This is a genomic window from Mesorhizobium sp. M1D.F.Ca.ET.043.01.1.1, from assembly GCF_003952385.1.
GTDB lineage: Bacteria > Pseudomonadota > Alphaproteobacteria > Rhizobiales > Rhizobiaceae > Mesorhizobium.
The window spans coordinates 3843448-3863691 of record NZ_CP034444.1; the positions used below are offsets into that span (position 1 = coordinate 3843448).

At 58.9% G+C, this 20244-nt stretch carries 16 protein-coding genes and 2 pseudogenes; 10 read left to right on the forward strand and 8 right to left on the reverse strand.

Going from position 1 to position 20244, the window contains the following annotated elements:
• Positions 1–15 precede the first annotated feature (15 nt).
• The 5 genes from EJ067_RS18795 to EJ067_RS18810 form a co-directional block, all read right to left on the reverse strand.
• Complete coding sequence (locus tag EJ067_RS18795; RefSeq protein ID WP_126063816.1) at positions 16–867, reverse strand: electron transfer flavoprotein subunit beta/FixA family protein; 852 nt, start codon at positions 865–867, stop codon at positions 16–18.
• 188 nt (positions 868–1055) lie between these two features.
• Positions 1056–1433, reverse strand: coding sequence for a nitrogenase stabilizing/protective protein NifW (nifW, locus tag EJ067_RS18800; RefSeq protein ID WP_024505239.1), 378 nt, complete (start codon positions 1431–1433; stop codon positions 1056–1058).
• A gap of 180 nt (positions 1434–1613) precedes the next feature.
• On the reverse strand, positions 1614–2825 hold the full coding sequence (gene nifS / locus EJ067_RS18805) for a cysteine desulfurase NifS (protein WP_126063817.1): 1212 nt from the start codon (positions 2823–2825) through the stop codon (positions 1614–1616).
• A gap of 158 nt (positions 2826–2983) precedes the next feature.
• Positions 2984–3154 carry a hypothetical protein gene (locus EJ067_RS34630; RefSeq protein ID WP_165349961.1) on the reverse strand — a complete coding sequence of 57 codons (171 nt, stop codon included), beginning with the start codon at positions 3152–3154 and terminating at the stop codon, positions 2984–2986.
• Between the two features lie 17 nt (positions 3155–3171).
• Complete coding sequence (locus EJ067_RS18810; RefSeq protein WP_029356570.1) at positions 3172–3492, reverse strand: iron-sulfur cluster assembly accessory protein; 321 nt, start codon at positions 3490–3492, stop codon at positions 3172–3174.
• A gap of 586 nt (positions 3493–4078) precedes the next feature.
• On the opposite strand from EJ067_RS18810, the gene EJ067_RS18815 reads away from it, so the two are divergent.
• The gene (locus EJ067_RS18815; RefSeq protein ID WP_126063818.1) at positions 4079–5215 is read left to right on the forward strand and encodes a ChuX/HutX family heme-like substrate-binding protein; all 1137 of its coding nucleotides are present in this window, start codon (positions 4079–4081) and stop codon (positions 5213–5215) included.
• 156 nt (positions 5216–5371) lie between these two features.
• On the opposite strand, the gene EJ067_RS18820 is transcribed toward EJ067_RS18815, so the two are convergent.
• Entirely contained in the window at positions 5372–6604 is a 1233-nt protein-coding gene (locus EJ067_RS18820) for an MFS transporter (RefSeq protein WP_126063819.1), read from the reverse strand.
• A gap of 1307 nt (positions 6605–7911) precedes the next feature.
• Here EJ067_RS18820 and EJ067_RS18825 point away from each other — a divergent pair.
• From EJ067_RS18825 to EJ067_RS18850, 7 genes and pseudogenes are all read left to right on the forward strand, one after another.
• Positions 7912–8868, forward strand: coding sequence for an IS481 family transposase (locus tag EJ067_RS18825; RefSeq protein ID WP_126063820.1), 957 nt, complete (start codon positions 7912–7914; stop codon positions 8866–8868).
• A gap of 265 nt (positions 8869–9133) precedes the next feature.
• Complete coding sequence (locus tag EJ067_RS18830; RefSeq protein ID WP_164759124.1) at positions 9134–10312, forward strand: cytochrome P450; 1179 nt, start codon at positions 9134–9136, stop codon at positions 10310–10312.
• A gap of 29 nt (positions 10313–10341) precedes the next feature.
• A pseudogene (locus EJ067_RS35395) lies at positions 10342–10464 on the forward strand (ferredoxin); the annotation flags it as partial.
• 138 nt (positions 10465–10602) lie between these two features.
• Positions 10603–11190 carry a nuclear transport factor 2 family protein gene (locus EJ067_RS18835; RefSeq protein ID WP_126083656.1) on the forward strand — a complete coding sequence of 196 codons (588 nt, stop codon included), beginning with the start codon at positions 10603–10605 and terminating at the stop codon, positions 11188–11190.
• Positions 11191–11338: 148 nt separating this feature from the next.
• Positions 11339–12940 carry an SDR family oxidoreductase gene (locus EJ067_RS18840; protein ID WP_063169384.1) on the forward strand — a complete coding sequence of 534 codons (1602 nt, stop codon included), beginning with the start codon at positions 11339–11341 and terminating at the stop codon, positions 12938–12940.
• Positions 12941–13078: 138 nt separating this feature from the next.
• Positions 13079–14130 (forward strand): annotated as a pseudogene (locus EJ067_RS18845) (LLM class flavin-dependent oxidoreductase).
• Positions 14117–14743 carry a nitrogen fixation protein NifQ gene (locus EJ067_RS18850; RefSeq protein ID WP_029356557.1) on the forward strand — a complete coding sequence of 209 codons (627 nt, stop codon included), beginning with the start codon at positions 14117–14119 and terminating at the stop codon, positions 14741–14743. Before EJ067_RS18845 ends, EJ067_RS18850 begins: the two are co-directional and overlap by 14 nt.
• On the opposite strand, the gene rpoN is transcribed toward EJ067_RS18850, so the two are convergent.
• Positions 14740–16173 carry an RNA polymerase factor sigma-54 gene (gene rpoN / locus EJ067_RS18855; RefSeq protein WP_126087040.1) on the reverse strand — a complete coding sequence of 478 codons (1434 nt, stop codon included), beginning with the start codon at positions 16171–16173 and terminating at the stop codon, positions 14740–14742. The genes EJ067_RS18850 and rpoN overlap by 4 nt on opposite strands.
• Before the next feature lie 68 nt (positions 16174–16241).
• Positions 16242–16775: a peroxiredoxin gene (locus EJ067_RS18860; RefSeq protein WP_029356553.1), complete on the reverse strand. Its 534-nt coding sequence runs from the start codon at positions 16773–16775 to the stop codon at positions 16242–16244.
• 1174 nt (positions 16776–17949) lie between these two features.
• On the opposite strand from EJ067_RS18860, the gene EJ067_RS18865 reads away from it, so the two are divergent.
• Together EJ067_RS18865 and hisC are read left to right on the forward strand one after the other, a co-directional pair.
• Entirely contained in the window at positions 17950–18261 is a 312-nt protein-coding gene (locus tag EJ067_RS18865; protein WP_206437555.1) for a hypothetical protein, read from the forward strand.
• 832 nt (positions 18262–19093) lie between these two features.
• Positions 19094–20209: a histidinol-phosphate transaminase gene (gene hisC / locus EJ067_RS18870; protein ID WP_126063823.1), complete on the forward strand. Its 1116-nt coding sequence runs from the start codon at positions 19094–19096 to the stop codon at positions 20207–20209.
• Positions 20210–20244 lie beyond the last annotated feature (35 nt).

The window sequence follows — 20244 nt, forward strand, 5'->3', positions numbered from 1 at the left end:
TTCTGCTCCTGGCCGTCACGTGCCGCTGTTGAAGGCCAGCTCATGTTCCAGCGCCGGCCGGCGGGTTAAGATATCGGCGATGAGTTCATCGGCTATGTCCTGCAAGCCCCTTTCCGCGGTGTCGATCTGCGCCGCCCTTTCTGCCCGTGCGGTGGGGGCGAAAACACGCTTGACGACTGTAGGCGAGCCACGCAGACCGCACCGGGTGAGATCGTCAATGCCGGCGTCGGCTGCAGTCCACTTCACGACTTGCCTGCGCGCCGCGCACAGAGCCTGCTGGAGCGAGCCCCGGCGGATTTCGTTGGTGTCTTCCAGCATGGTAATGAGGCAAGGGAGTCTGCTCTTCAGCAACTGGGTGCCGCCTTCGGCGCGACGCGCGACTTCGATCTCTCGCGTATCGAGATCGATGGAGGCAATCTTCGCGACATAGGTAAGTTGCGATAAATCTAGGCGCTTGGCTATGCCCGGTCCGACCTGGGCGGTATCGCCGTCAATCGTCTGCTTGCCGGTGAAGACGATGTCCGGCCTGCCGAAAGTCTCCCCAATTTTTGCGATTGCTTGCGAAAGAGCAAAGGAAGTCGCCAGCGTATCGGATCCGGCAAAATAGCGGTCCGTCAAGAGAACTGCTCGGTCAGCACCGTAACCGAGCGCCTTTCGCAGCGAGTCCTCCGCCATGGGCGGACCCATTGTGAGCACAGTAACCTCGCCACCATGAACGTCGCGCAGTTTGAGCGCTTCTTCGAGGGCGAACAGGTCGTAAGGATTGATGATGGTCGGAACACCCTGACGCATGATCGTGTTCGTCACCGGGTGCACGCGGATCTGTGCCGAATCCGGCACCTGCTTGATGCAGATTACGATATGCATTGGCGGTTTCTCTAAGCTCCCAGTCCGGATTCGTGCTTGGCGGTTCGCCTCATTGCCTGCATCGTTCATGCCAAGTCGTCTTCCTGCCTCTATTCCAGAAGGTGGCTTCGTTTGCTTCCGAGGAGGCGTCATGAGGACTGGATTTGTCGACTTCTCGACATTGTCGCGTCGCAGCCGTGTCGGGCTCATTACTTTCCGAACCGCTTCAGTGCAGAGTCGAGCGGGACGAAGGCGCGGCCAGGTGCGGGACATATGTTTGGATCGTGGTCCCTTAGCACCTTGAACACACGTTGCGTGAGCGGCGAGGAAGTCGCGAAATCTTCGTAGGCGCGTTCCAGCTTGGCGCGCACCCGCGCGGCGATTACCTGGTTAGGCAGACCGGAGAAATCTTCTTCGGCAAGGTATTGGCCCACGCGCTTCATGATATGGAGCCGCGAGACATTCATCACTTTCGGGTCGTAGGAGACGCCAAGGCAGGCGAAGAAGTCCTCCGCGGCCGACAGGCCCTTCAGTCGCGCTAGGATATCGGTGCGATCGATCGGGCGGCTATCAGCGGAGCAGTTCATTGTATTCTCCCGGCGCGTAATTGTGGTGTCGATGCATTGGTGACATTGCTGACGGCGTGCCGACCTCTGGCACGGCGGCTGGGCAAGAGACTTGGCGATCTCAAGCTTTTCTGAAGTGGTGAAGGCGACCCCGAGTTTGACTGCTCTCCATTGCGCAGGGTCGTCACGTTGAGGAAGACCTCACGGCTCGTCGGCTATTGTGCCGCTCGGACCCGGGCCGGAATGAAGCTGTTCTGCACCTCGCCCGCACAGTCCAGCACTGGGAACGGCCCGTAGCTTCTCGGTGATCGCAGGCAGGACCTCAAGCACGCGGTCTACGTCATCTTCGCCGTTGTCACGCGACAAGGAGAAGCGGACTGCCCCACATGCCGCGTTCATAGCGATCAGAACATGGCTCGGTTCCAGTGAGCCAGAGGCACAGGCGGACCCGGCGGAACAGGCGATTCCCAGCCGGCTCAGGACAATTGGAATTGCATCGCCTTCGATACCTTCGAATCCAATGTTTGCAGTGTTTGGCAATCGCTCTTGCGGATCGCCGTTGATGGATGTGTTTGGGATGCGCTGGATGATCCCGTTCTCAAGGCGGTCGCGCAACCATTTTATTCGTTTTGTCTCGTCCATGAATTTCAAGGCGAGTTCGGCCGCCATGCCCAGTCCGACTATGCCGGGTGTGTTTTCAGTGCCTGCACGCCGGTCGCGCTCTTGGTGCCCACCCTTGATCATGGAGGAGAAGCGCACGCCACGTCTTACATAAAGCGCGCCTATCCCCTTTGGACCATGCAGCTTGTGGGCGGAGAGCGACAGCATGTCGATCGCGGTCGATTTCAGCTCAATCGGAAGCCTTCCGACCGCCTGCACTGCATCAGTGTGGAAAAGCGCGCCGACTTCCCTGGCTAGATCGGCAAGCTTAACCACGGGAAAGATCGTACCGGTCTCATTGTTCGCCCACATTATCGAGACGATTGCCACTTGTGGAGTGAGAGCGGTTCTGTAGGCGTCCAGGTCGAGCCGGCCGTGGTGATCGACTGGGATAATGTGCACCTTGACGCCGCGCGTCTTTTCAAGGTGCGCGCACAACTTCAGAACGGCCGGATGTTCAACCGCGGAAGTCACTATTTCCGTTCGGTCGGGCATCACCTCCAGCGCCGAAAGGATGGCTGTACTGTCGCTTTCAGTCCCGCCCGAGGTGAAGATGATCTCGTCCTCGAATCCCGCGCCGATGAGGGCTTGCAACTGTTGCCTCGCCTTTCTCACGGCTTCAGCAACCGATGCGCCATAGGCGTGCATGGACGAATGATTGCCAAATTGCTCCGTAAAGAAAGGCAACATCGCTCCAACGACTGCAGGATCAACCCGCGTCGTTGCGTTGTTGTCGAGATAGACAGGGTTCATGGGAGTGATCCTTCAACTGCTGAAATGATTCAAGGGTAGGCGGGCCATTGAACCTCTGGCGCATATCGTATCTGGTAAGGTGGGCGGCCGGGCGAGCGATGGCTTGGCTGACCGGTCGCTGTCGACATTGCCCTTTGGTGGCGGCATCTGCCGGGAATTCAGCTGTTTCGGGCAATTTTGTTTGCTTGCCCACGGCAACGATCGATGATCGCGATTTGGCGCATCACCGAACGCAATTGTTCCGGGCCGACAGTGCGTGTCGGCCGGTTCCAGAGCGCCGGCGGTGCCGGTTCGACGCAGTATTCCTTGGCGTCGCTATAGTCGAACATAGCCTGTTCCCTCGCAATCATTTGCAGGACTTGCCGCAGCCGCACGTCTCACGCGCATTGGGGTTATCGAAAACAAAGCCGGATGTTTCGAGCCCAGTGACGAAGTCCACGGTCATGCCGGCTGCATGGGGTTGGGAGCCTCTATCCATGAACACCTTGAGCCCATCTCGCTCGATGATCGCATCGCCCTCACGTGAGACGCTCTCCAGGCCCATTGAGTATTGGAAGCCGGCGCAGCCGCCGGCATGGACCATGATGCGAAATCCTTCCGCCGGCTCGCTGGCGCGGTAAAGAGCGGCCTTGATGGCGGCAACAGCGTTGTCGGTGAGCGTAATCATGGCTCGATTTCTCCTCGGTCCGACGTTTTCGCGGATCATCTCGCATGGACCGTGCCAAAGGGAAGACGTGTCAAAAACCGTAGGACATCCCGACGTCTCTTATGCTCGATTGCTGGGGAGACGTCCGACAACCGACACTTACTGTCGGATTTGTCGCGTCCGCGTCACAGGAAGGGCGCCTGAGTTCGCGATGCACTCACGCGTAAAGCAATGAACAGAGCCAAAGATGTTCAGAGCTTGCCGCGGAGCAACTGGCACGATTTTTGTGAAGCCTTCGTTGCGGCGGCAAAATTGCCGGCCGATTCACCTTTGGGTTGCCCTCGCAATCGAAGAACGAAGGAGAGCAATATGATCCATCAGACCCGCCTTGAGTGGGAAAGCAGCACCGCCGGTGGTACCCGAATGCTCGATCGGCCGATTGGCGCCGACCACCCAACAATCGCTCTCTACCGGCGATTGGCCGCTGACCGCCCGGAGACAGGATTCGACTGGCATGTGCCTGACGATCGATCGCGTCCGCCGTGCACACCCCTGAGGCCCGTTTTTCGATCGATCGTCAAAAGAAGAACGGGGCAGGGGTAAAAACATGGATCAGCGCAAGAAGCGGTCGCCCAACGAAATCCGGCGTGCGTGGGAAGTCTGTCCGAACATTCCCGCGCGTGATTTCGCAGCCCAATTGGCCATTTCGGAAGCGGAACTGGTCGCGGCCCATTGCGGTTTCGGCGCGGCACGCATCGACCCGCGCGTCAATCACGTTCTGACGGGCCTCGAATTCGTGGGCGAAGTGACGGCGCTGACCCGCAATCAAGGTGCCGTGCACGAAAAGATTGGCGTCTTCAACAGAGTGATAACCGGCAACAATCACGCCATGGTCCTTGGTGACGAATTCGACCTTCGCGTCTTCCCGCAAGCTTGGAGGTATGGTTTCGCTGTTGAAAGGCGCCATCGCGGCGGAATCCAGCGCAGTTTGCAATTCTTCGACGCCACCGGCGCAGCAGTGCATAAGGTGCATCTCAGGCCGGTCTCCAACCTTCATGCCTATCGAAAGCTGGTGGCCGAGCTCGTATCCGCCAACCAGGAGCCGACCATGTCGCTTAAGGCGAGAGTAGCCGACCTGGGCGCGAGGACTGCGGACTGGGCCGGCACGGTGGACGACCTACGCGAGCACTGGAGCCGGCTGACTGACGTCAACCTTCTAAAGACGCTCAAGCTCAGCCGCTGCCAGGCTTTGCGCATGGTCGGCCAGGATTACGCTTGGCTGCTCGACAATGCCGCAGTTGGCGCCGTGCTCCAGCGTGCGGCCGAAGACGAATTGCCGATCATGTGCTTCGTCGGCAACCGAGGTTCTATCCAGACCCATTCCGGCTTAATCAAGTCGGTCAAGCAGATCGGGCCGTGCATCCATGTGCTGGACGAAACGTTCCGGCTGCATCTCAGGACCCACCAAATCCGTGAGGTTTGGGCCGTGCGCAAGCCGACCAATGACAGTCACGTCACCTCGCTCGAAGCATATGGGTCCGACGGCAAGATCATCATCCAGTTGTTCGGTGCGCGCAAGGAAGGCGAACGCGAGCGCGACGACTGGCGGGTTCTGGCGGAAAACCTGCCTCGTTTCCCCGACAGCTACATGAGAAAAGACCGATCGTCGTCGGTGGGACGCCGGCGCCCATCTGCCTCCGCAGCCAGTAGCCGGGCATTGAAGCCGAGACCGGGGACACGATGACGCAATAAGCGCGCTGTATTATCGCAACGCGATGAGCAGGAAGCAATTTGGCGCTGCCCCATCGACCGCATGGTTACGACGAAGCCGCGGCCTTTGGGCCGAGCTCAGAGGTGGCAATAGCGTGAACGCCGCCGACCGTCACTCCCCACCAGGCGGTCAGGTTTTGCGGTTCGGGCCGAGCAAAAATACTGTCAAGACAGCGAGGAACGTGGCAACCGCGCTGTAGACAAAGACACTGGCAATACCCGTGTGATCCACCAATAGGCCACCGAAAGTTGTGCCGGCTGCGATGGCCACTTGGAAGGTTATGACCATCAGTACACCAGCGCTCTCGGCCTGTTTCGGAGCGGCGCGTAGCACCATCCATGTCTGCAATCCGACCGGGACCGCGCCAAAAGCAAAGCCCCATACGGCAACTGCAATTGCCGAGGTCAAGGCCGATGCTCCCATAGTCAGGAGCGAGACAGCGGCTACGGCAATGAGCAGGGGCGGCAGGGCCGCGACCGCCTTGAGACTGTGTTTGGTGAGGAATGCGCCGGCTAAATTGCCGAAGACGCCGGCCGTGCCAAAAGCAAGGAACACGAGCGGGATTGACTTCTTTTCGAGCGCAGGAACGCTCTCGAGAAAGGCGCGGATGTAGGCGAAGCTGGCAAAATGGCCGGAAGCGACCAATAGCACGACTAGCACCGCAACCTTCATCGCCGGATTCTTCGCGACATCCAGCGGACTGCGGAATCTGCGCACTTCGATCGGAGGCAGTGGCGGAATGGTTACGAGTTGCACGAGCAGCGCAACGGCACTCACGATTGCGGCGACCTTGAACGAGGCTCGCCATCCCCAAATGTCACCGACATAAGCGCCGATTGGAGCCGCGCAGACGGAGGCGACAGAAACGCCGGTGAGGATGATCGACATGGCGCGCGGCATGAGGTGACTTGGAACCAGCCGCATCGCCAACGCTGCCGAAATAGACCAAAAACCACCAAGCGATATGCCAAGGACGACGCGTGCCGCCAGCAAAACCGGCAGCGACCCCGCAACCTCTGCCAGAACGTTCGACAGGATCAGCAGGAGCGTCATCGCCCAGATGACGACCCTGCGGTCCAGACGCTTTGTCACGATGGCGATTATCGGTGCCGAGATCGCCGCGACGATTGCGGTCGCTGTTAGCGCCTGTCCAGCCGTGCCCGTGGTGATACGGAGATCATGCGCGAGCGGTGTCAGAACGCTGGCGGGCAGAAACTCTGCCGTCACAAGCCCGAAGGTGCCGAAGGAAAGCGAAATGATGGCACCCCATGCAGGGCCAGAACGTTGATAGGGACTTTCTGGGTCAAGCCGATCTCGGTCGAACAAAGCCGCGTCCACTAAATCTGTCGCCGATTCGGTCATGAATGAGTTCTCCGGCTAGGAGCTGTTGCAGCAGGGGTGGCTACATCGCCGGGGATCAAAGCCGCGAGACCTTCCGGCGGCGGCCAGTCGGCATCAGTCGAGGCCTCGGCGCCCGACGCATCCGAGGCCTCATCGGAGGGCCGACGGACCCAACCGTCGACAATGCGGGAGAGTTCTCGGCGCGGTCGCATCGATCGCATTCGTCGAAGTGCGGTCTGTTCACTGCGAACCAAGCAAGCCGAACGCGGTGTCCTCGATCGAGGCCTTGATGGGGGGATGATCGACGATCTCTATATTGCTTTGAAGCAGGAAGTTCCGTCGCCATATGTGGTTATCCTGGCAGCCAGAATTGAGCGGTTGTCGCAAGCACCAAGGCGGTCGCAATGAGTGCAACGAGGCGGAAGTCTGATCGATGGCTGCGGTTCGATGGCCGCGCGATCGACAAAATTGAGGTGATGAGTTATCCCTTTTGAAGCCGTTGCTCCCAATTCTGGGATAAGGTAATTGCAGGCGGTCCCAGCAACGTCGGGCGGCCTTTTTGGTGATCGAATTCATGGGACGACACTCTCGGTCCGTGACGCATCTGCGAATGACTCCGCAAGTTCCGTGCCATCAACGACAAATCTGGCTCTGCTGAGCGGGTGGTGGAGGCACGAGCGTGGGCTATCCCAAGAGCTTGCCGCAAGGTTGTTCGAAGTTGAGGTGCCGGATAGACCGCAAATATGTCGGGCGGCCTGGGGTTGGCCAACACGAAGATGCGCAAGTTCAAAAGGACGAGCTGAACCCTTGCCGATATCCATCCGAGGCTGATCTGGAGAAGGTCAAGAACTGCGTCTTGAAGGCTTCCGCCGCACCGGCAAATGCTAAGCCAAGGTGCTGGGCAAGATGGACAGGGCCATCCAACCCGTCGACTGGACGCTCATTAATGGCGTCGGTGTGGCTCTGTAGCTGGCGAGAAAAACGCCCTGCTGAAAGACAAAAGCTCGTGTGGCCGGCTCTGAAGGACGGCCAGTGAGGCAGGCGAGGAGAGGCTATAGCCCATTCGTGTAGACTGATCTTGTCCCACGGAGGCGGCTAACCACCCCGCCAGACATCATCGAGGGGAGCGCCACTAGGCTTACCCCAAGTGTTGGTCATTTCCACCTGGGTGACCTCGGCCAAGTCACCAAGCCGCTTAGAGCAAGCTTTCGAACTGGATGCTCCCCGGGCACATGATCGGCTAGCTGTGAGCTTTCGGGAGGTTGTCCATTCGGACCGGACCGAGGAGACTGGAGTTACCACGCTTCAGCATCCATCGGAGGATCCGAATGAACATCCATAAGAATGCCCGTCTCACACCGCTGCGTCGAGAGGAGATGGCGCTGTCGGTGATAGAAGGCGCTTTCTCCAAAGCCCATGCGGCGCGTGTCTACGGCGTGTCGGCCAAGATCGTGGCGCGCTGGGTCGAGCGCTACAAGTCCGAAGGGCGGGCCGGCATGATCGACCGTTCCTCGCGGCCCGCCCATATGCCGCAGGCCACCGCTGCGTTGATCGCCGAGCGCATCATGGCGCTGCGGCGGCAACGTTGGACCGGCAAGCACATCGCCCATGAGGTCGGCGTCTCGCCCGCCACCGTTAGCCGGGTTCTCAAGCGTGCCGGACTGTCGCGGTTGCGGGATATCGAACCGGCCGAGCCGATCCGACGCTACGAGCGCGAGCATCCTGGCGAGATGATCCATATCGATATCAAGAAGCTCGGTCGTTTCGAGCGCATCGGTCATCGCATTACCGGCAAGCGCACCGGCAATGCCAGCTCGCGCGGCAGCAGTTGGGAGTTCGTCCATGTCTGCATCGACGACGCCTCCCGCATCGCCTTCTCGCAGATCCTGCCCGACGAGAAAAAAGAAAGCGCCATCGCCTTCCTCAAGGCGGCGGTGGCCTACTACGCCAGCCTCGGCGTCACGATAGCCCGCGTCATGACCGACAACGGCTCCTGCTACAGATCAAAGGCCTTCGCCAAGGCCTGCCGCGATCTCGGCCTCAAGCACGTCAGGACAAGACCCTATACACCCAAGACCAATGGCAAGGCCGAGCGCTTCATCCAGACAGCACTGCGCGAATGGGCTTATGCCATCGCTTATCCGACTTCAGATCACCGCGCCGCAGAGTTGCCGGTCTGGCTGCACAGATACAATTGGCACCGTCCCCACGGGAGCCTAAAGTCCAAAACACCTATCAGTCGCCTCGCTCTAACCGAGGACAACCTGTTGAGGCTCCACAGCTAGCGATCCCACCAGTTGAGTTGCTCCAAGTCGGTGTCTAGCTTTCTACATTCTGTGTCCGACGCTGGACAAGAATGTTGCAATCCCGACCAGCAAGTCAGCGCAGGCGCCACCTGTTGCCCAGCAAACGGCAAGGATTATCGAAAGACGAATTCGGCACGGAGCTTGCACCAACGATTGCATGCAAATGCCGACAGCATCTCATGAACGGTCTCTCGATTCTGGCGCGGTTAAATCGCGGCCGGTTCCAGATCATGTCCCGCCCGAAATGGTGAGGGACTTCAGCCTGTTTACGTCGCCCGGCATGTTGCCGACCGCTAACGGGGATCCGCATGCAGCGGTTGCTTGCGTTCATGCCGGGCCTCCGATCTTTTATTCAACCAGCAACACGCGCGACGGTCGGGGTACCTGGGTCATCACTCGCGCGAGCGACCAGCGCCGGGTGCTGCAGGACACCGAAACGTTTTCCAGCCATCGCAGCATCTTCGCCTCTGTGCTCGGCGAGAGCTGGCCGATGATCCCGCTTGAGCTCGATCCGCCATTCCACGGTGTTTTTCGCTCACTGCTCAATCCGCTGCTTTCGCCAAAGCGGGTAATGGCATTGGAGCCGGCTGTCCGGGAACGAGCGATCAAGCTGATCGACAGGATCGCCGCATCAGGCACGAGCTGCGACATCATGAAGGATTTTGCAGTTCCGTTCGCGGTCAATATCTTCCTTCGCTTTATTGGGCTTTCGGACAACGGACTAGAAACATTTGTCGGCTGGGCTAGAGATCTGCTCCACGGCGATAAGGAGCAACGACCACCCGCAGCCCGGACGATCGTGGCCTTCATCGACGAACTTGCCACCGAGCGCCGCAAGGAGCCGGTCGATGATTTCATGACCTTCATCGTGAAGGCAAAGGTCGAGGGTCGTCTGCTCAGTGACGAAGAAGTCCGTGGCATCGGCGTGCTTGTGTTCGTCGCGGGACTCGACACGGTCTCAGCAGCCATATGCTTCGACTTGGCCCATCTCGCGCGCAACCCCAAAGATCAGGAATTGCTACGAAGCGAACCGGACCGGATTGCCGTCGCTGCGGAAGAATTGCTGCGCGCCTATTCGACCATTCAGATGATCCGAGTGGCAACGAAGGATGTCGACTTCAAAGGCGCGCCGATCCGCAAGGGAGACTATGTTTCCTGTGCCACGATGATTGCCAATCGTGACCCGGCGGAATTCGAATGCCCGAATGAGATCGATCTGGCGCGCGAGGACAACCGGCACGCTGCCTTTGGCTATGGTCCCCATCGTTGTCTTGGCTCACACCTTGCCCGGCGGGAGATTGTCATTGGCCTGGAGGAGTGGCTGGCGCGCATCCCAGCCTTTCGGATCAAGACAGGGACTGAACCTATCACCTTCGGCGGCCATGTGTTCGGGATCGAGAATCTGATCCTGGACTGGTCCTGAAGTTTCAGCCAACGACATTGGAGTTCGCTATGCGTGTCGTCGTACATAAAGCCAGATGCCAGGGTCATGCGCGCTGCTGGGCGCGGGCGCCGAGAGTCTTCAAGCTTGATGACGCCGGCTACATCTTGCCCGGTGATATTGATGTTGCCGATGGGGAGCAACTGCTTGCCTCAAAAGGGGTACGAGCCTGCCCCGAACAAGCTCTGGAAGTTGACGAGCCCCCCGCTAACTCAGTTGTAGAGAGAGACACACGCAAAGTGCAGACTGGCATCGGGAAGGATAAAACAATCATACAATTCGCGACAGACCCTGTCGACCACGCGAAAATTACCGAACTGCGTGACCGAGAGGCGATCCGCAACTGCCTGTATCGGTACTGCCGCGGGATAGACCGCGCCGATGAGGCGGCGCTGCGTAGCGCATACTGGCCCGAAGCGTATGACAGGCACGGTCCCTATTGCGGACCGGCAGAGGACTTCATCCAATTTGCTCTCGGTCTGCCGGGGCACCGTAACATCCATCAAATCACGAACAGCCTGATCGACTTCATCAGTTCAGCAGAGGCCGCGGTCGAGAGCTATTTCACCGCGCTGCAACGCGGACCGGATACAGACCAAGAAATACGTCAGACGCTGCTTTGCGGCCGTTACTGCGATCTGTTTCAGAAGAGGCAGGACGAGTGGCGAATTGCGGAACGGACAGTCGTCTACGATTGGGTTGAGGAGCAAATCCCGCCAGCGATTCTTGAGGCAGATAGGTTCGGCCGGCGACAGCCGATTGGAGCACAACATCCAGACGATCCCATCTACCAGTTGCTCAAGGGTCACATCCCCACCGACCAAGATGGCGTCGAGGGTCCCCAACTGGGAGCTGCATAAGTGGGTAGAAATGGAGGATGAGCGCCCTACGGGAACGACATCTGTGTGGGGCCGCAACTGGCGGTCACTGCAACGATTTGGCTCGGCCCTTCATTCCGCCCAAGGTTGATGGGCTGAGATCACAAGCGGTCATCGTGGAGAAGCTCTCGTGAAACTGGCAGCACGCACCGTAATCATCACAGGCGCTGCGGGCGGGATCGGCCGTGCCCTGGTCGATATCCTTGCCGCGGACGGAGACACTGTAGTTGCGGTGGACCTTCCGGGCAGTGGTGTGGTTGAACTGGCTCGGGATCTCGGGTCGCCGCACGTCGGTCTGGAGTGCGATGTGTCGCGAGAGAAGGACATGCTCTCACTTTTCGGCCAGGTCGAAGCACGGTTCGCGCAAATCGATGTCCTCATCAACAATGCGGCGGTTGGACCCACGATGGATAGGATCATCGACACCGCTGTCGATACCTTCCGACGCGGCGTGACAGTGAACCTTATTGGGCCATTCGTTATGGCCCGGGAAGCGGCGCGGCGCATGAAGCCGGGCGGTGCGATCGTCAATGTGGCTTCGATGGCGGGCGTGGTCGGCAATCCCAGGCGCAACGCCTACGCAGCCTCGAAAGCTGGCGTGATCTCGTTGACAAAGTCCCTTGCATGCGAGTGGGCTATGCGAGGAATCCGCGTCACGGCGGTGGCGCCGGGCTCCGTCCGCACCCCAATGGTCACAGAACTGGCACGCGCTGGCAAAATGGACCTCGCGGCGATACGCCGCCGCGTGCCGATGGGGCGCTTGGCTCGCCCCGACGAGATCGCCAGGGTCGTGCGTTTTCTGAGCAGCACGCAGGCGCGCTACATCACCGGCTCGGTGCTGGCAGTCGACGGAGGCTGGATGTCATTCAACCAGCCGGGGGATGCTCACCCGCCGGTGGATGGTGCGCTCCAAGCCGAGCTCTCCTGTCCGGCCGAATGCACAGATGCGCGAATCGTGCTCGTCACCGGTGGCGCAAAAAGCATTGGCGCGGCCGTCGCTCGCCGCTTTGCCGCGAACGGCGACACCGTCGTGATTGCTGATAAAGATGGCACTGCAGCGGCAGAGCTGGCTACATCGCTCCCCGGCAAGCATCTGGCGAAATCGCTGGACGTGGCCGTCGAGAGCGATGTGGTGTCGATGTTCGAAGAACTGAGGGGACGCTTCGGGTATATCGATGTTCTGGTCAATAGTGCTGATACCGCCGACAGGATTGTGCCTGCGATCGAGCAACTGTCGAAACAGCTCGAACACGTCCTGGATGTCAACCTTACCGGCGCCTTCACCTGCGCGCGCGAAGCGATCAAGGCTATGCGCCCGGGCGGCGTGATCCTCAATCTCGGGTCGATCGACAGCTTTCTGCCGTTCGCGCCGCGCCATGCCTACGGCGCCTCCAAGGCGGGGATGGATATGCTGACCCGTTGCATGGCGGCCGAACTCGGGCCGGTCGGAATTCGGACAGCCACCGTCGCTCCTGGCCACATCCGCACGCCCGCACTTGCTCAGTTGGCCAAAGCCGGCCGCATCGACCTGACAGCAATCGGACGACGCATCCCCATGGGCAGGATGGGACGGCCAGAAGACGTCGCAGATGCATCGTTCTTCCTTGCTTCGTCTGACGCCTCATACATCAACGGCTCGATCCTCTACGTGGACGGCGGCTGGACCTCGTTCGGTGATGCGGGAAACGCCAGCGAACTCTATGACGAATGTTTTGCGGAGGCCGCAGGTTAATTGCCAGGCCTTCGCAGGGCGACCGGCCGAGCATTATGAAGCCTCGGCTCCACGACGCACCTGAGGTGCTTGAGATCCAAGCATGTGCATGCCGAGCACATTCCCGGTCGGCTGACGTGTCTATAACGAGGAGAAATCATGGAATTTGCCACTTTCATTCTGGCCGCCCAGCGTGGCTATCACCAATCCTCAGAAAGCGTCATCCGCAACTCCATCGAACAGGCCGTCGCTTCGGAGCAGGCTGGGTTCAACACCGCGTGGTTTGCTGAGCACCACTTCAACAATTACAGCCTCATACCATCCCCGCTGATGATGGTGGCGCACTGCGCCGGCTTGACAAGCACGATTCGCCTGGGCACTGCCGTCTGCGTGCTGCCGCTTTACCAACCGCAGCGCCTGCTGTCCGAGATCGGCTTCGCCGACATCGTTGCGAACGGCCGTCTCGAGCTCGGCGTAGGCTTGGGATACCAGCAGTTCGAGTTCGAACGGTTCGGCGTGGACATCGATGAGGCGCCGGCCGTCTTTTCGGAATACCTGGACATCATTCTCAAGGGCCTCAACCAAAACGTCTTCGAACACGACGGCCAGTATGAGAAGATCCCCCAACAGCGATTTCGGTCCGCACAGTCCAGCAGCCGACGCCGCCTATCTGGATCGCTGGCGGAGCCGCACGGATGGCTCGGGCCTACCGCGAGGGGCACAATTTTTTTGTCACAGCCTTCCACGACGGCTTAGAGACTTTGACCACACTGCGTGAATCAGTCGAGAGGGCGGCGGCATCCGAGGAAAAGAACGTCACCGACGTCAAGATATCGCTGCTGCGCTGCTGCTATGCCAGCCACGACGAGTTGGAGATCAACAGCTATCTCGACAATGCCCGCTTCCAGCGCCGGCTTTCTGAAGCCCTGCATCAGCGCCGCCAACAGAGCCACGATGGCTACCTGCTGCAGGAGACACCGACCCAGCAGGATCTGTCCTTCGAGACCATGCGCAAAAATTTGCCGATTGGCAGCGTAAATCGCGTGATTGATCGCCTGCTGGAAGAGATCGATATCTTGAAACCGGACCAGATCGCAGTTCAGACTCAATTGGGCGACTTCGACCAAAAGACGATGCTGCGCCAGATCGAGCTCTGGGGCGACAAGATCATCCCTGCGGTCAACAAGGCGCTTTGTCATGCCGGAAGCTGAAGCCGGCCGTTACGATGATGGCTGCCTATCCAGCGCGCAATGGCGTGGGTCCGAGCTAGGGAGGAGCTTCGATCAGCATGTGCTGCCCTGCGTACATTCACGTTCGCTTGAGGAGGTCCAGGCGGGCGAGGTGTTGGCGACGGAGGGGACAGGCCTTTCGTCTGTCGAATTGCGTGATGTCTTGGCCGCAACTTTCCCGTCTACCTCCAGCAGCGTATTCGCTTTGGAGGAGTTGAGCGAGCCCGAGCCGGAACTGGAAGAGGAGCTGCTACGCCGGCTGCTGCTAGCGCATGCTGCGCCGGCCGACCCGGCGAGCGGCCGCTTGGCCAAGATCATCGCCCGGCGTGCGATGCGCACGGACCATCTTTGGCGGGATCTTGGCCTCTCAAATCGCGCTGAGCTCAGCCGCCTGCTTGCCAGACATTTTCCCGCGCTGGCGGCAGGCAACACAGAAAACATGAAATGGAAAAAGTACTTTTACCGCAAGCTGTGTGAGGCCGAAGGCTTTTCGTCATGCACTGCACCCAGTTGTCGGGAATGCCAGGACTTCGAAAGCTGCTTCGGCCCGGAGGAAGTTGAGAGTCGCCTCTCGCCGACCAGGAATGCCGGTTAGTCACTTCGCTTGATCGCAGCTGCGGACAAACGCTTATCGCGGCGCCGTAGTATGGAGGAAGGGATGTTCATCGCCTCGCGATATTTGGTGACGGTACGGCGAGCGACATTGATGCCGGTCTGCTTGAGCTGAGCAACGATGTCTTCGTCGGAAAGTACCTTGTCGAGCGATTCTTCGGCGATGATTGCCTTGATCCGATGGCGGACAGATTTGGCGGAGTGCGCGTCGCCGCCCTCGCAGGATGCGATTGTCGCTGTGAAAAAATACTTCAGCTCGAACACCCCGCGCGGAGTTAACATGTACCTGTTCGAAGCCACCCGGCTTACCGTCGACTGGTGCATTTTGATCCCGTCAGCGACATTTTTGAGACAGAGAGGCCGCAGATGGGCGACGCCGTGTGTAAAAAAGGCATCCTGCTGGCGCACGATTTCGGTCGCAACCTTAAGGATCGTCTTAGCGCGCTGCTCGAGGCAGCTGATCAGCCAGTTCCCTTTTTCCTGGCAATGGTCGAGAAACGCTTTGCCTTCCGGATTTTGATTGGTCAGCTGCGAGATTTCGGCGACATAGGTGTGGTTGATCAACACTTTGGGCAGCGTGGCCGGATCAAGCTCCACCCGCCATCCACCTTCGGACTTGGGCATTACCCAGACGTCCGGTACGATGGTTTCCGGCGTCCCGGACTGGAACCGGTCTCCAGGCTTGGGATCGAGCGCGCGGATTTCGTTCCTCATGTCGAGGAGATCCTCCTCGTCGACTCCGCAACGCTGCTTCAATCCCTGAAAATCCCCCCGTGCAAGCATCTCGAGATTGGCGACCAAAGCTGCCATAGCCGGGTCGAACCGGTCTTGCTGGCGCAGCTGAATCTTCAGGCATTCGCTGAGAGTTCGCGCAAAAATCCCCGGCGGATCAAATTGCTGCAAGATTCCGATGACCCGTTCCACATCAGCTTGCCGAACGTTTAACCTCCTGGCCAGATCGAAAAGGTTTACCTGAAGATAGCCAGTGTCCTCCAGATGGGCGGCGAGCTGTCCGGCAATCAGCCGCTCCTGGGGGGTGAACGGGGTGAGGGCGACCTGGCGGGCGACATGGTCGTGCAATGTTTCGGTGTGGGCGGTAAACTCCTCGACGGCAGGTCGATCGTTGCCGCTACTGCGTTGCGACTTCCATTGCCCGCGCCCGCCAGACGGCCCGCCAATGGGCGATTCGCCGATTTCGCTTCTGCTTTGACTGCTCCGCTGATCCACCCCTGACAGCGGCGAATCGTCGTCAAACGGGTCAGGCTTCAAAACGGGGTTCCTCTCGAGTGCCTGCTGCACGAGCTGATGGAGTTCAGTATGCGTCAATCGCAGCAAGCGAATAGCTTCAATGGCTTGAGGCGATAAGACCATACGTTGCTTCTGGCGTTGAAGCAGGCTTGCTGAGAGATGCATGTTGAACCGTAATCTGCCGAGGATGCTCTAGTGTGTGCTTGGGTTGTGTGAGACTTGCCACTTCTGGGTCATGCCGCCGCCTTCAGTTTGTCGAGAACGTTTTGCGGGGATGAAACGCCATAGGGGTCCGTCTCGCAGTTGTCACAGAAGCCTTCCTCCTCGAACCACTGCTCCACCACGCCATCGTCGATCAGAGCGGCGTATCGCCAGGAGCGCATGCCAAAGCCCAGATTGTCCTTCGCGACCAGCATGCCCATTTTGCGCGTGAACTCGCCCGACCCGTCTGGGATCAGCTCGATCTTCTGCAGCCCCAAGGACTTTCCCCACGCATTCATGACGAAAGCATCGTTGACCGAGACGCAGTAGATCGCGTCAATTCGCAGTTCCAGAAATTGATCATAGAGTTTTTCGAAATCGGGCAGTTGGAAGGTCGAGCAGGTCGGGGTGAAGGCGCCAGGCAGCGAGAACAGGATGACGCGCTTGCCCCCGAAATAATCGTCGGAGGTCTTGTTCTCCCACCGATAAGGATTTGGCCCCCCGATCGACTCATCGCGAACACGCGTGCGAAAGGTCACGAGAGGAACGTTCTTTCTGTCGGTCATTGATTTGCTCCCAGGCCAAAGTGGTACGGTGCATTTTTCGGTTAAACTGAAGCGGCATCGACTTCGGTCGACAGTTCCGGCAGCCTCGCGCCTTGGCGTGGTTGCCTCGGACCGGTCTTGTGCAAGACCGCCCCCGAGCAGGCACGTTTAAAGGCGACGAGCTTCCGCGGAGACGGGGAATTTCGCTCGCGTGCTTTATCGAGCTTTGAGAGGTAGGCATGGTCTGCAACCGTGATTTTGACTGCGTTCTATCGACCGAGTCGCAAGCGCCATGCCAATTGACCCGATGCCTTGGGTTCACTTCGGTTTTTGCAGCAACTTTCGTGTTGTGCAGTAATGCCGGTCGATATTATTGCTCAAGCAGCACTGGAAATTGGGTGCGACTCCGTTCGGCAAACCCGGCCTTTGTCCGAAGCCGGACACGAATGTCGGAAATAGCCAAACGCCAGGATCTGGGGCGGGTTAAGAAACGTTGCCGTGGGCACCGGCTTCAGCACAATTGCGCCACGCGAGCATGGCTCCCAGCGTCAATGCCGTGCAGCAGCGAGACGAAGTCACTGCAGAATATCAACCTCTGCGAAGTCGTTGAAACCCAGCATGTGCGAGCCGTTCGAGGCGCAGATCAAGGCATGCTCGAGGAAGAGCTCGTGCTCTCGGCAGCAAGTGTTGCGACGTCTGACAAGGATCGTCGCGCTTCAAGGAAAAGAACCTGAATGGTGCACGGCTTGTGAAGGCCGGCGCATGGAAATGGCTGGGCTGATCATCCTCCATGAGGGTTGAATGAAGAGCTGGCCCCTATCTCCCTCAGCTGCAACGGGGGGAGGTAGGGCATGTCCGTCTATCGCGCTGGGTAACATTCCTCGGTGAGGCAATAAGGGGGAGCAATTTCTCATTTCGGCAGACACGACCCAGCTCTCCTTTCATGCGCTGATTCCCCCAAGGGAAATCGCGACTCCAGGCTTCCTATGCAGCGAATCGCGGTGCTGTCCGATGTCCGACAATGTCGGATGCGGATCGTAGCTGGGCTAGATCCGTCACTTTGCCTCGATGGTTTCCCACTGGCCTTATATCTGCTTCGCCCCAAATGCGGCGACATAACCTGTGCGGCATCTGTGAATGGATCGACTTCAATCGAGACCTCGGAGGTCCCGATGCGCGAAGGGAGCTTGCCGATATGACGGCCACCATAGCGAACCACGGTCCGGACGACGAGGGGACTTGGATCGGCGGGCCTGCGGCGCTGGGACACCACCGCCTGGCAATCATCGATATCCAGGGCGGCCGTCAGCCGAGGATGCTCCAGGAGGATGGCCGACCTGACTTGGTGCTCGTCTACACGGGTGAGACTTACAACTACCGCGAGCTGCGTCAACAGCTGGCCGGCCTAGTCCATCGCATGAACACGAGCAGTGACACCGAGGTGGTGCTGCACCGCCCCCGCGAGTGGGGCTCTTCGGCGGGTACACTTTTTTCACGAAATCCGTGAATGTTTCTCGCGACATCATCCCGCAATCGGTGGTGCAGCGGGTGAAGAGCCCGTATCCGGCTATCCAGAATGCCGCCTACGACAAAATACTACGTACGCGGTTCACTGCGATGCTGGACGACCTAGTGCCGGCAGTGGCACCGCTGTTGTCCGTCGACAGGTCCCGCGCTTGCTCGGTGCGACCAACAACCTTAAGCGCTAGGGCGTAACCTGACCCTGCAAGATCTCCTCACCGACTATAAGGTGCGCCTCACGATCTGAGACGATGGGACAGGATGGCTAAGGAGGTGCGCCGTCTTGCATGCCCCGCCACCGAGGCGAACCCTCTTGGCTACGCGCGCCACAGCGACGCTCCATATCGTCAGGCCTGCGTCTCATGCTCAGATGAGCCGGTATTTGGCTCTCTCATCAGCAAACCGAGAGAGCCCATGCCAAGACGGAAGCAAGCAAGACGAACGAGCGTCAGAGATATCCTGCGCCTGACCCATAAACAGGGCAGTCCGGTGGGCCAGGTGGCAGAGCAACTGAGGTTCGGCAAGACTTCGGCTTCCACCTATCTGCGGGCGCTGGAGACGGGCTGTCGTGCAGGCCCTGCATGCGGCTTTGAGGACGATGCGATGTTGAAACACCGTCTGTTGCGCCGAATCGGCCGTCGGCCACACGTTGGGTCGTCATCAGGTTCTCGACAGCTTGCCGGTGTCAAATCCAAACCGTGGTCGGCGATCCCCACCAGGGTGGGAAGGCAGCGCTGATATAGCCGAACGTCGATCAAGTCACGATCAACTATTGCCTCATGTCACATGCCCTGCGGGACTGAAAAACGGAGAAGAACATGTGCGATGCAAAACTGAAGACCGTGCTTTCGCTTTTTTCGCCGGTGGCCAGCAAATTAGATGCTCTCTCGTCCAACGGACCAGCGACGGATGCAAATTGCGTTAAGCTAAATACGAACGAGAACCCGTTTCCGTTGCCGAAGAGCGTAATGCAAAGTGCAATTGCTGCGATCGAACACCAGTATCTTTATCCGGAAGACGACAATCTCAGCTTAAGGGCAGCTGCCTCCGATGCTTACGGATTTTCCAAAGATCAGGTGATTGCCGGCAACGGTTCGTCGGAGCTGCTCGGACTCATCTACAGAGCTTTCCTCGCCCCAGGAGATAGAGTGGCGATGCTGTCGCCCGGATTTTCGTTCAACCGTAAACTTGCCATGTTGCAGGGTGCCGAGTTTCTCGAAATCGCATCGAGCGAAGCTCATCCCCTGCCGATAGAAAAACTGCTGTCCGGCCCCGCAAAAGACGCGAAGTTCATTCTGTTGGCTAATCCGAACAATCCGACCGGAACATTCGTGCCGGTGGCCGAAATCGAACGCCTTGTGGAGCAAGCAGATCGCTTGGTCGTCTTGGATGAGGCCTACGTTGACTTCGCACCCGACAATGCCCTGCGCCTCGTCAATAGACATCCGAATCTTTTGATCTTGAGGACTTTTTCAAAGAGCTATGCTGCTGCTGGCGTGCGAGTCGGCTTCGGTTTCGGTCACCCAGAAATCATTGGCAGGCTGCGCAACATCCAGAATGTCTTCAACATGAACGTGATCGGGCAGGCGGTCGGGAAAAGCATTCTTGCGCATCGCCACGCCTACGAAGAGAACCACAGGCACATCAAGCATGAACGACAGCGAGTGACCCTGGCGCTGTTGCAACTTGGCTTTTCCGTAACACCCTCCCACGCAAACTTTTTGCTGGCCCGTGTGCCGGCGGGACAGGAGGGCTCATGCTGGCAAGCCGCGTTGAAAGAGCAGGCGATCCTCATCGCCAGCTTTCCTGACGTAGATTTGAAGAACTGTATTCGCGTCAGCATTGGCACCACAGAGCAGATGGACAAATTCCTTGCTGCCGCCAAACGCGTCTGTATGAGCTTTAAGAAGAATCGCGGTGTGCACAAGCATTAAGTCAATTCACATTAAGCGCCAAGTAATAGGTGCTG

Coding starts and splice junctions, on each gene's coding strand:
- EJ067_RS18795 (WP_126063816.1), bottom strand. CDS start 867: ATGCATATCGTAATCTGCATCAAGCAGGTGCCGGATTCGGCACAGATC.
- nifW (WP_024505239.1), bottom strand. CDS start 1,433: ATGAACTGCTCCGCTGATAGCCGCCCGATCGATCGCACCGATATCCTA.
- nifS (WP_126063817.1), bottom strand. CDS start 2,825: ATGAACCCTGTCTATCTCGACAACAACGCAACGACGCGGGTTGATCCT.
- EJ067_RS34630 (WP_165349961.1), bottom strand. CDS start 3,154: ATGTTCGACTATAGCGACGCCAAGGAATACTGCGTCGAACCGGCACCG.
- EJ067_RS18810 (WP_029356570.1), bottom strand. CDS start 3,492: ATGATTACGCTCACCGACAACGCTGTTGCCGCCATCAAGGCCGCTCTT.
- EJ067_RS18815 (WP_126063818.1), top strand. CDS start 4,079: ATGGATCAGCGCAAGAAGCGGTCGCCCAACGAAATCCGGCGTGCGTGG.
- EJ067_RS18820 (WP_126063819.1), bottom strand. CDS start 6,604: ATGACCGAATCGGCGACAGATTTAGTGGACGCGGCTTTGTTCGACCGA.
- EJ067_RS18825 (WP_126063820.1), top strand. CDS start 7,912: ATGAACATCCATAAGAATGCCCGTCTCACACCGCTGCGTCGAGAGGAG.
- EJ067_RS18830 (WP_164759124.1), top strand. CDS start 9,134: ATGGTGAGGGACTTCAGCCTGTTTACGTCGCCCGGCATGTTGCCGACC.
- EJ067_RS18850 (WP_029356557.1), top strand. CDS start 14,117: ATGCCGGAAGCTGAAGCCGGCCGTTACGATGATGGCTGCCTATCCAGC.
- rpoN (WP_126087040.1), bottom strand. CDS start 16,173: ATGCATCTCTCAGCAAGCCTGCTTCAACGCCAGAAGCAACGTATGGTC.
- EJ067_RS18860 (WP_029356553.1), bottom strand. CDS start 16,775: ATGACCGACAGAAAGAACGTTCCTCTCGTGACCTTTCGCACGCGTGTT.
- EJ067_RS18865 (WP_206437555.1), top strand. CDS start 17,950: ATGACGGCCACCATAGCGAACCACGGTCCGGACGACGAGGGGACTTGG.
- hisC (WP_126063823.1), top strand. CDS start 19,094: ATGTGCGATGCAAAACTGAAGACCGTGCTTTCGCTTTTTTCGCCGGTG.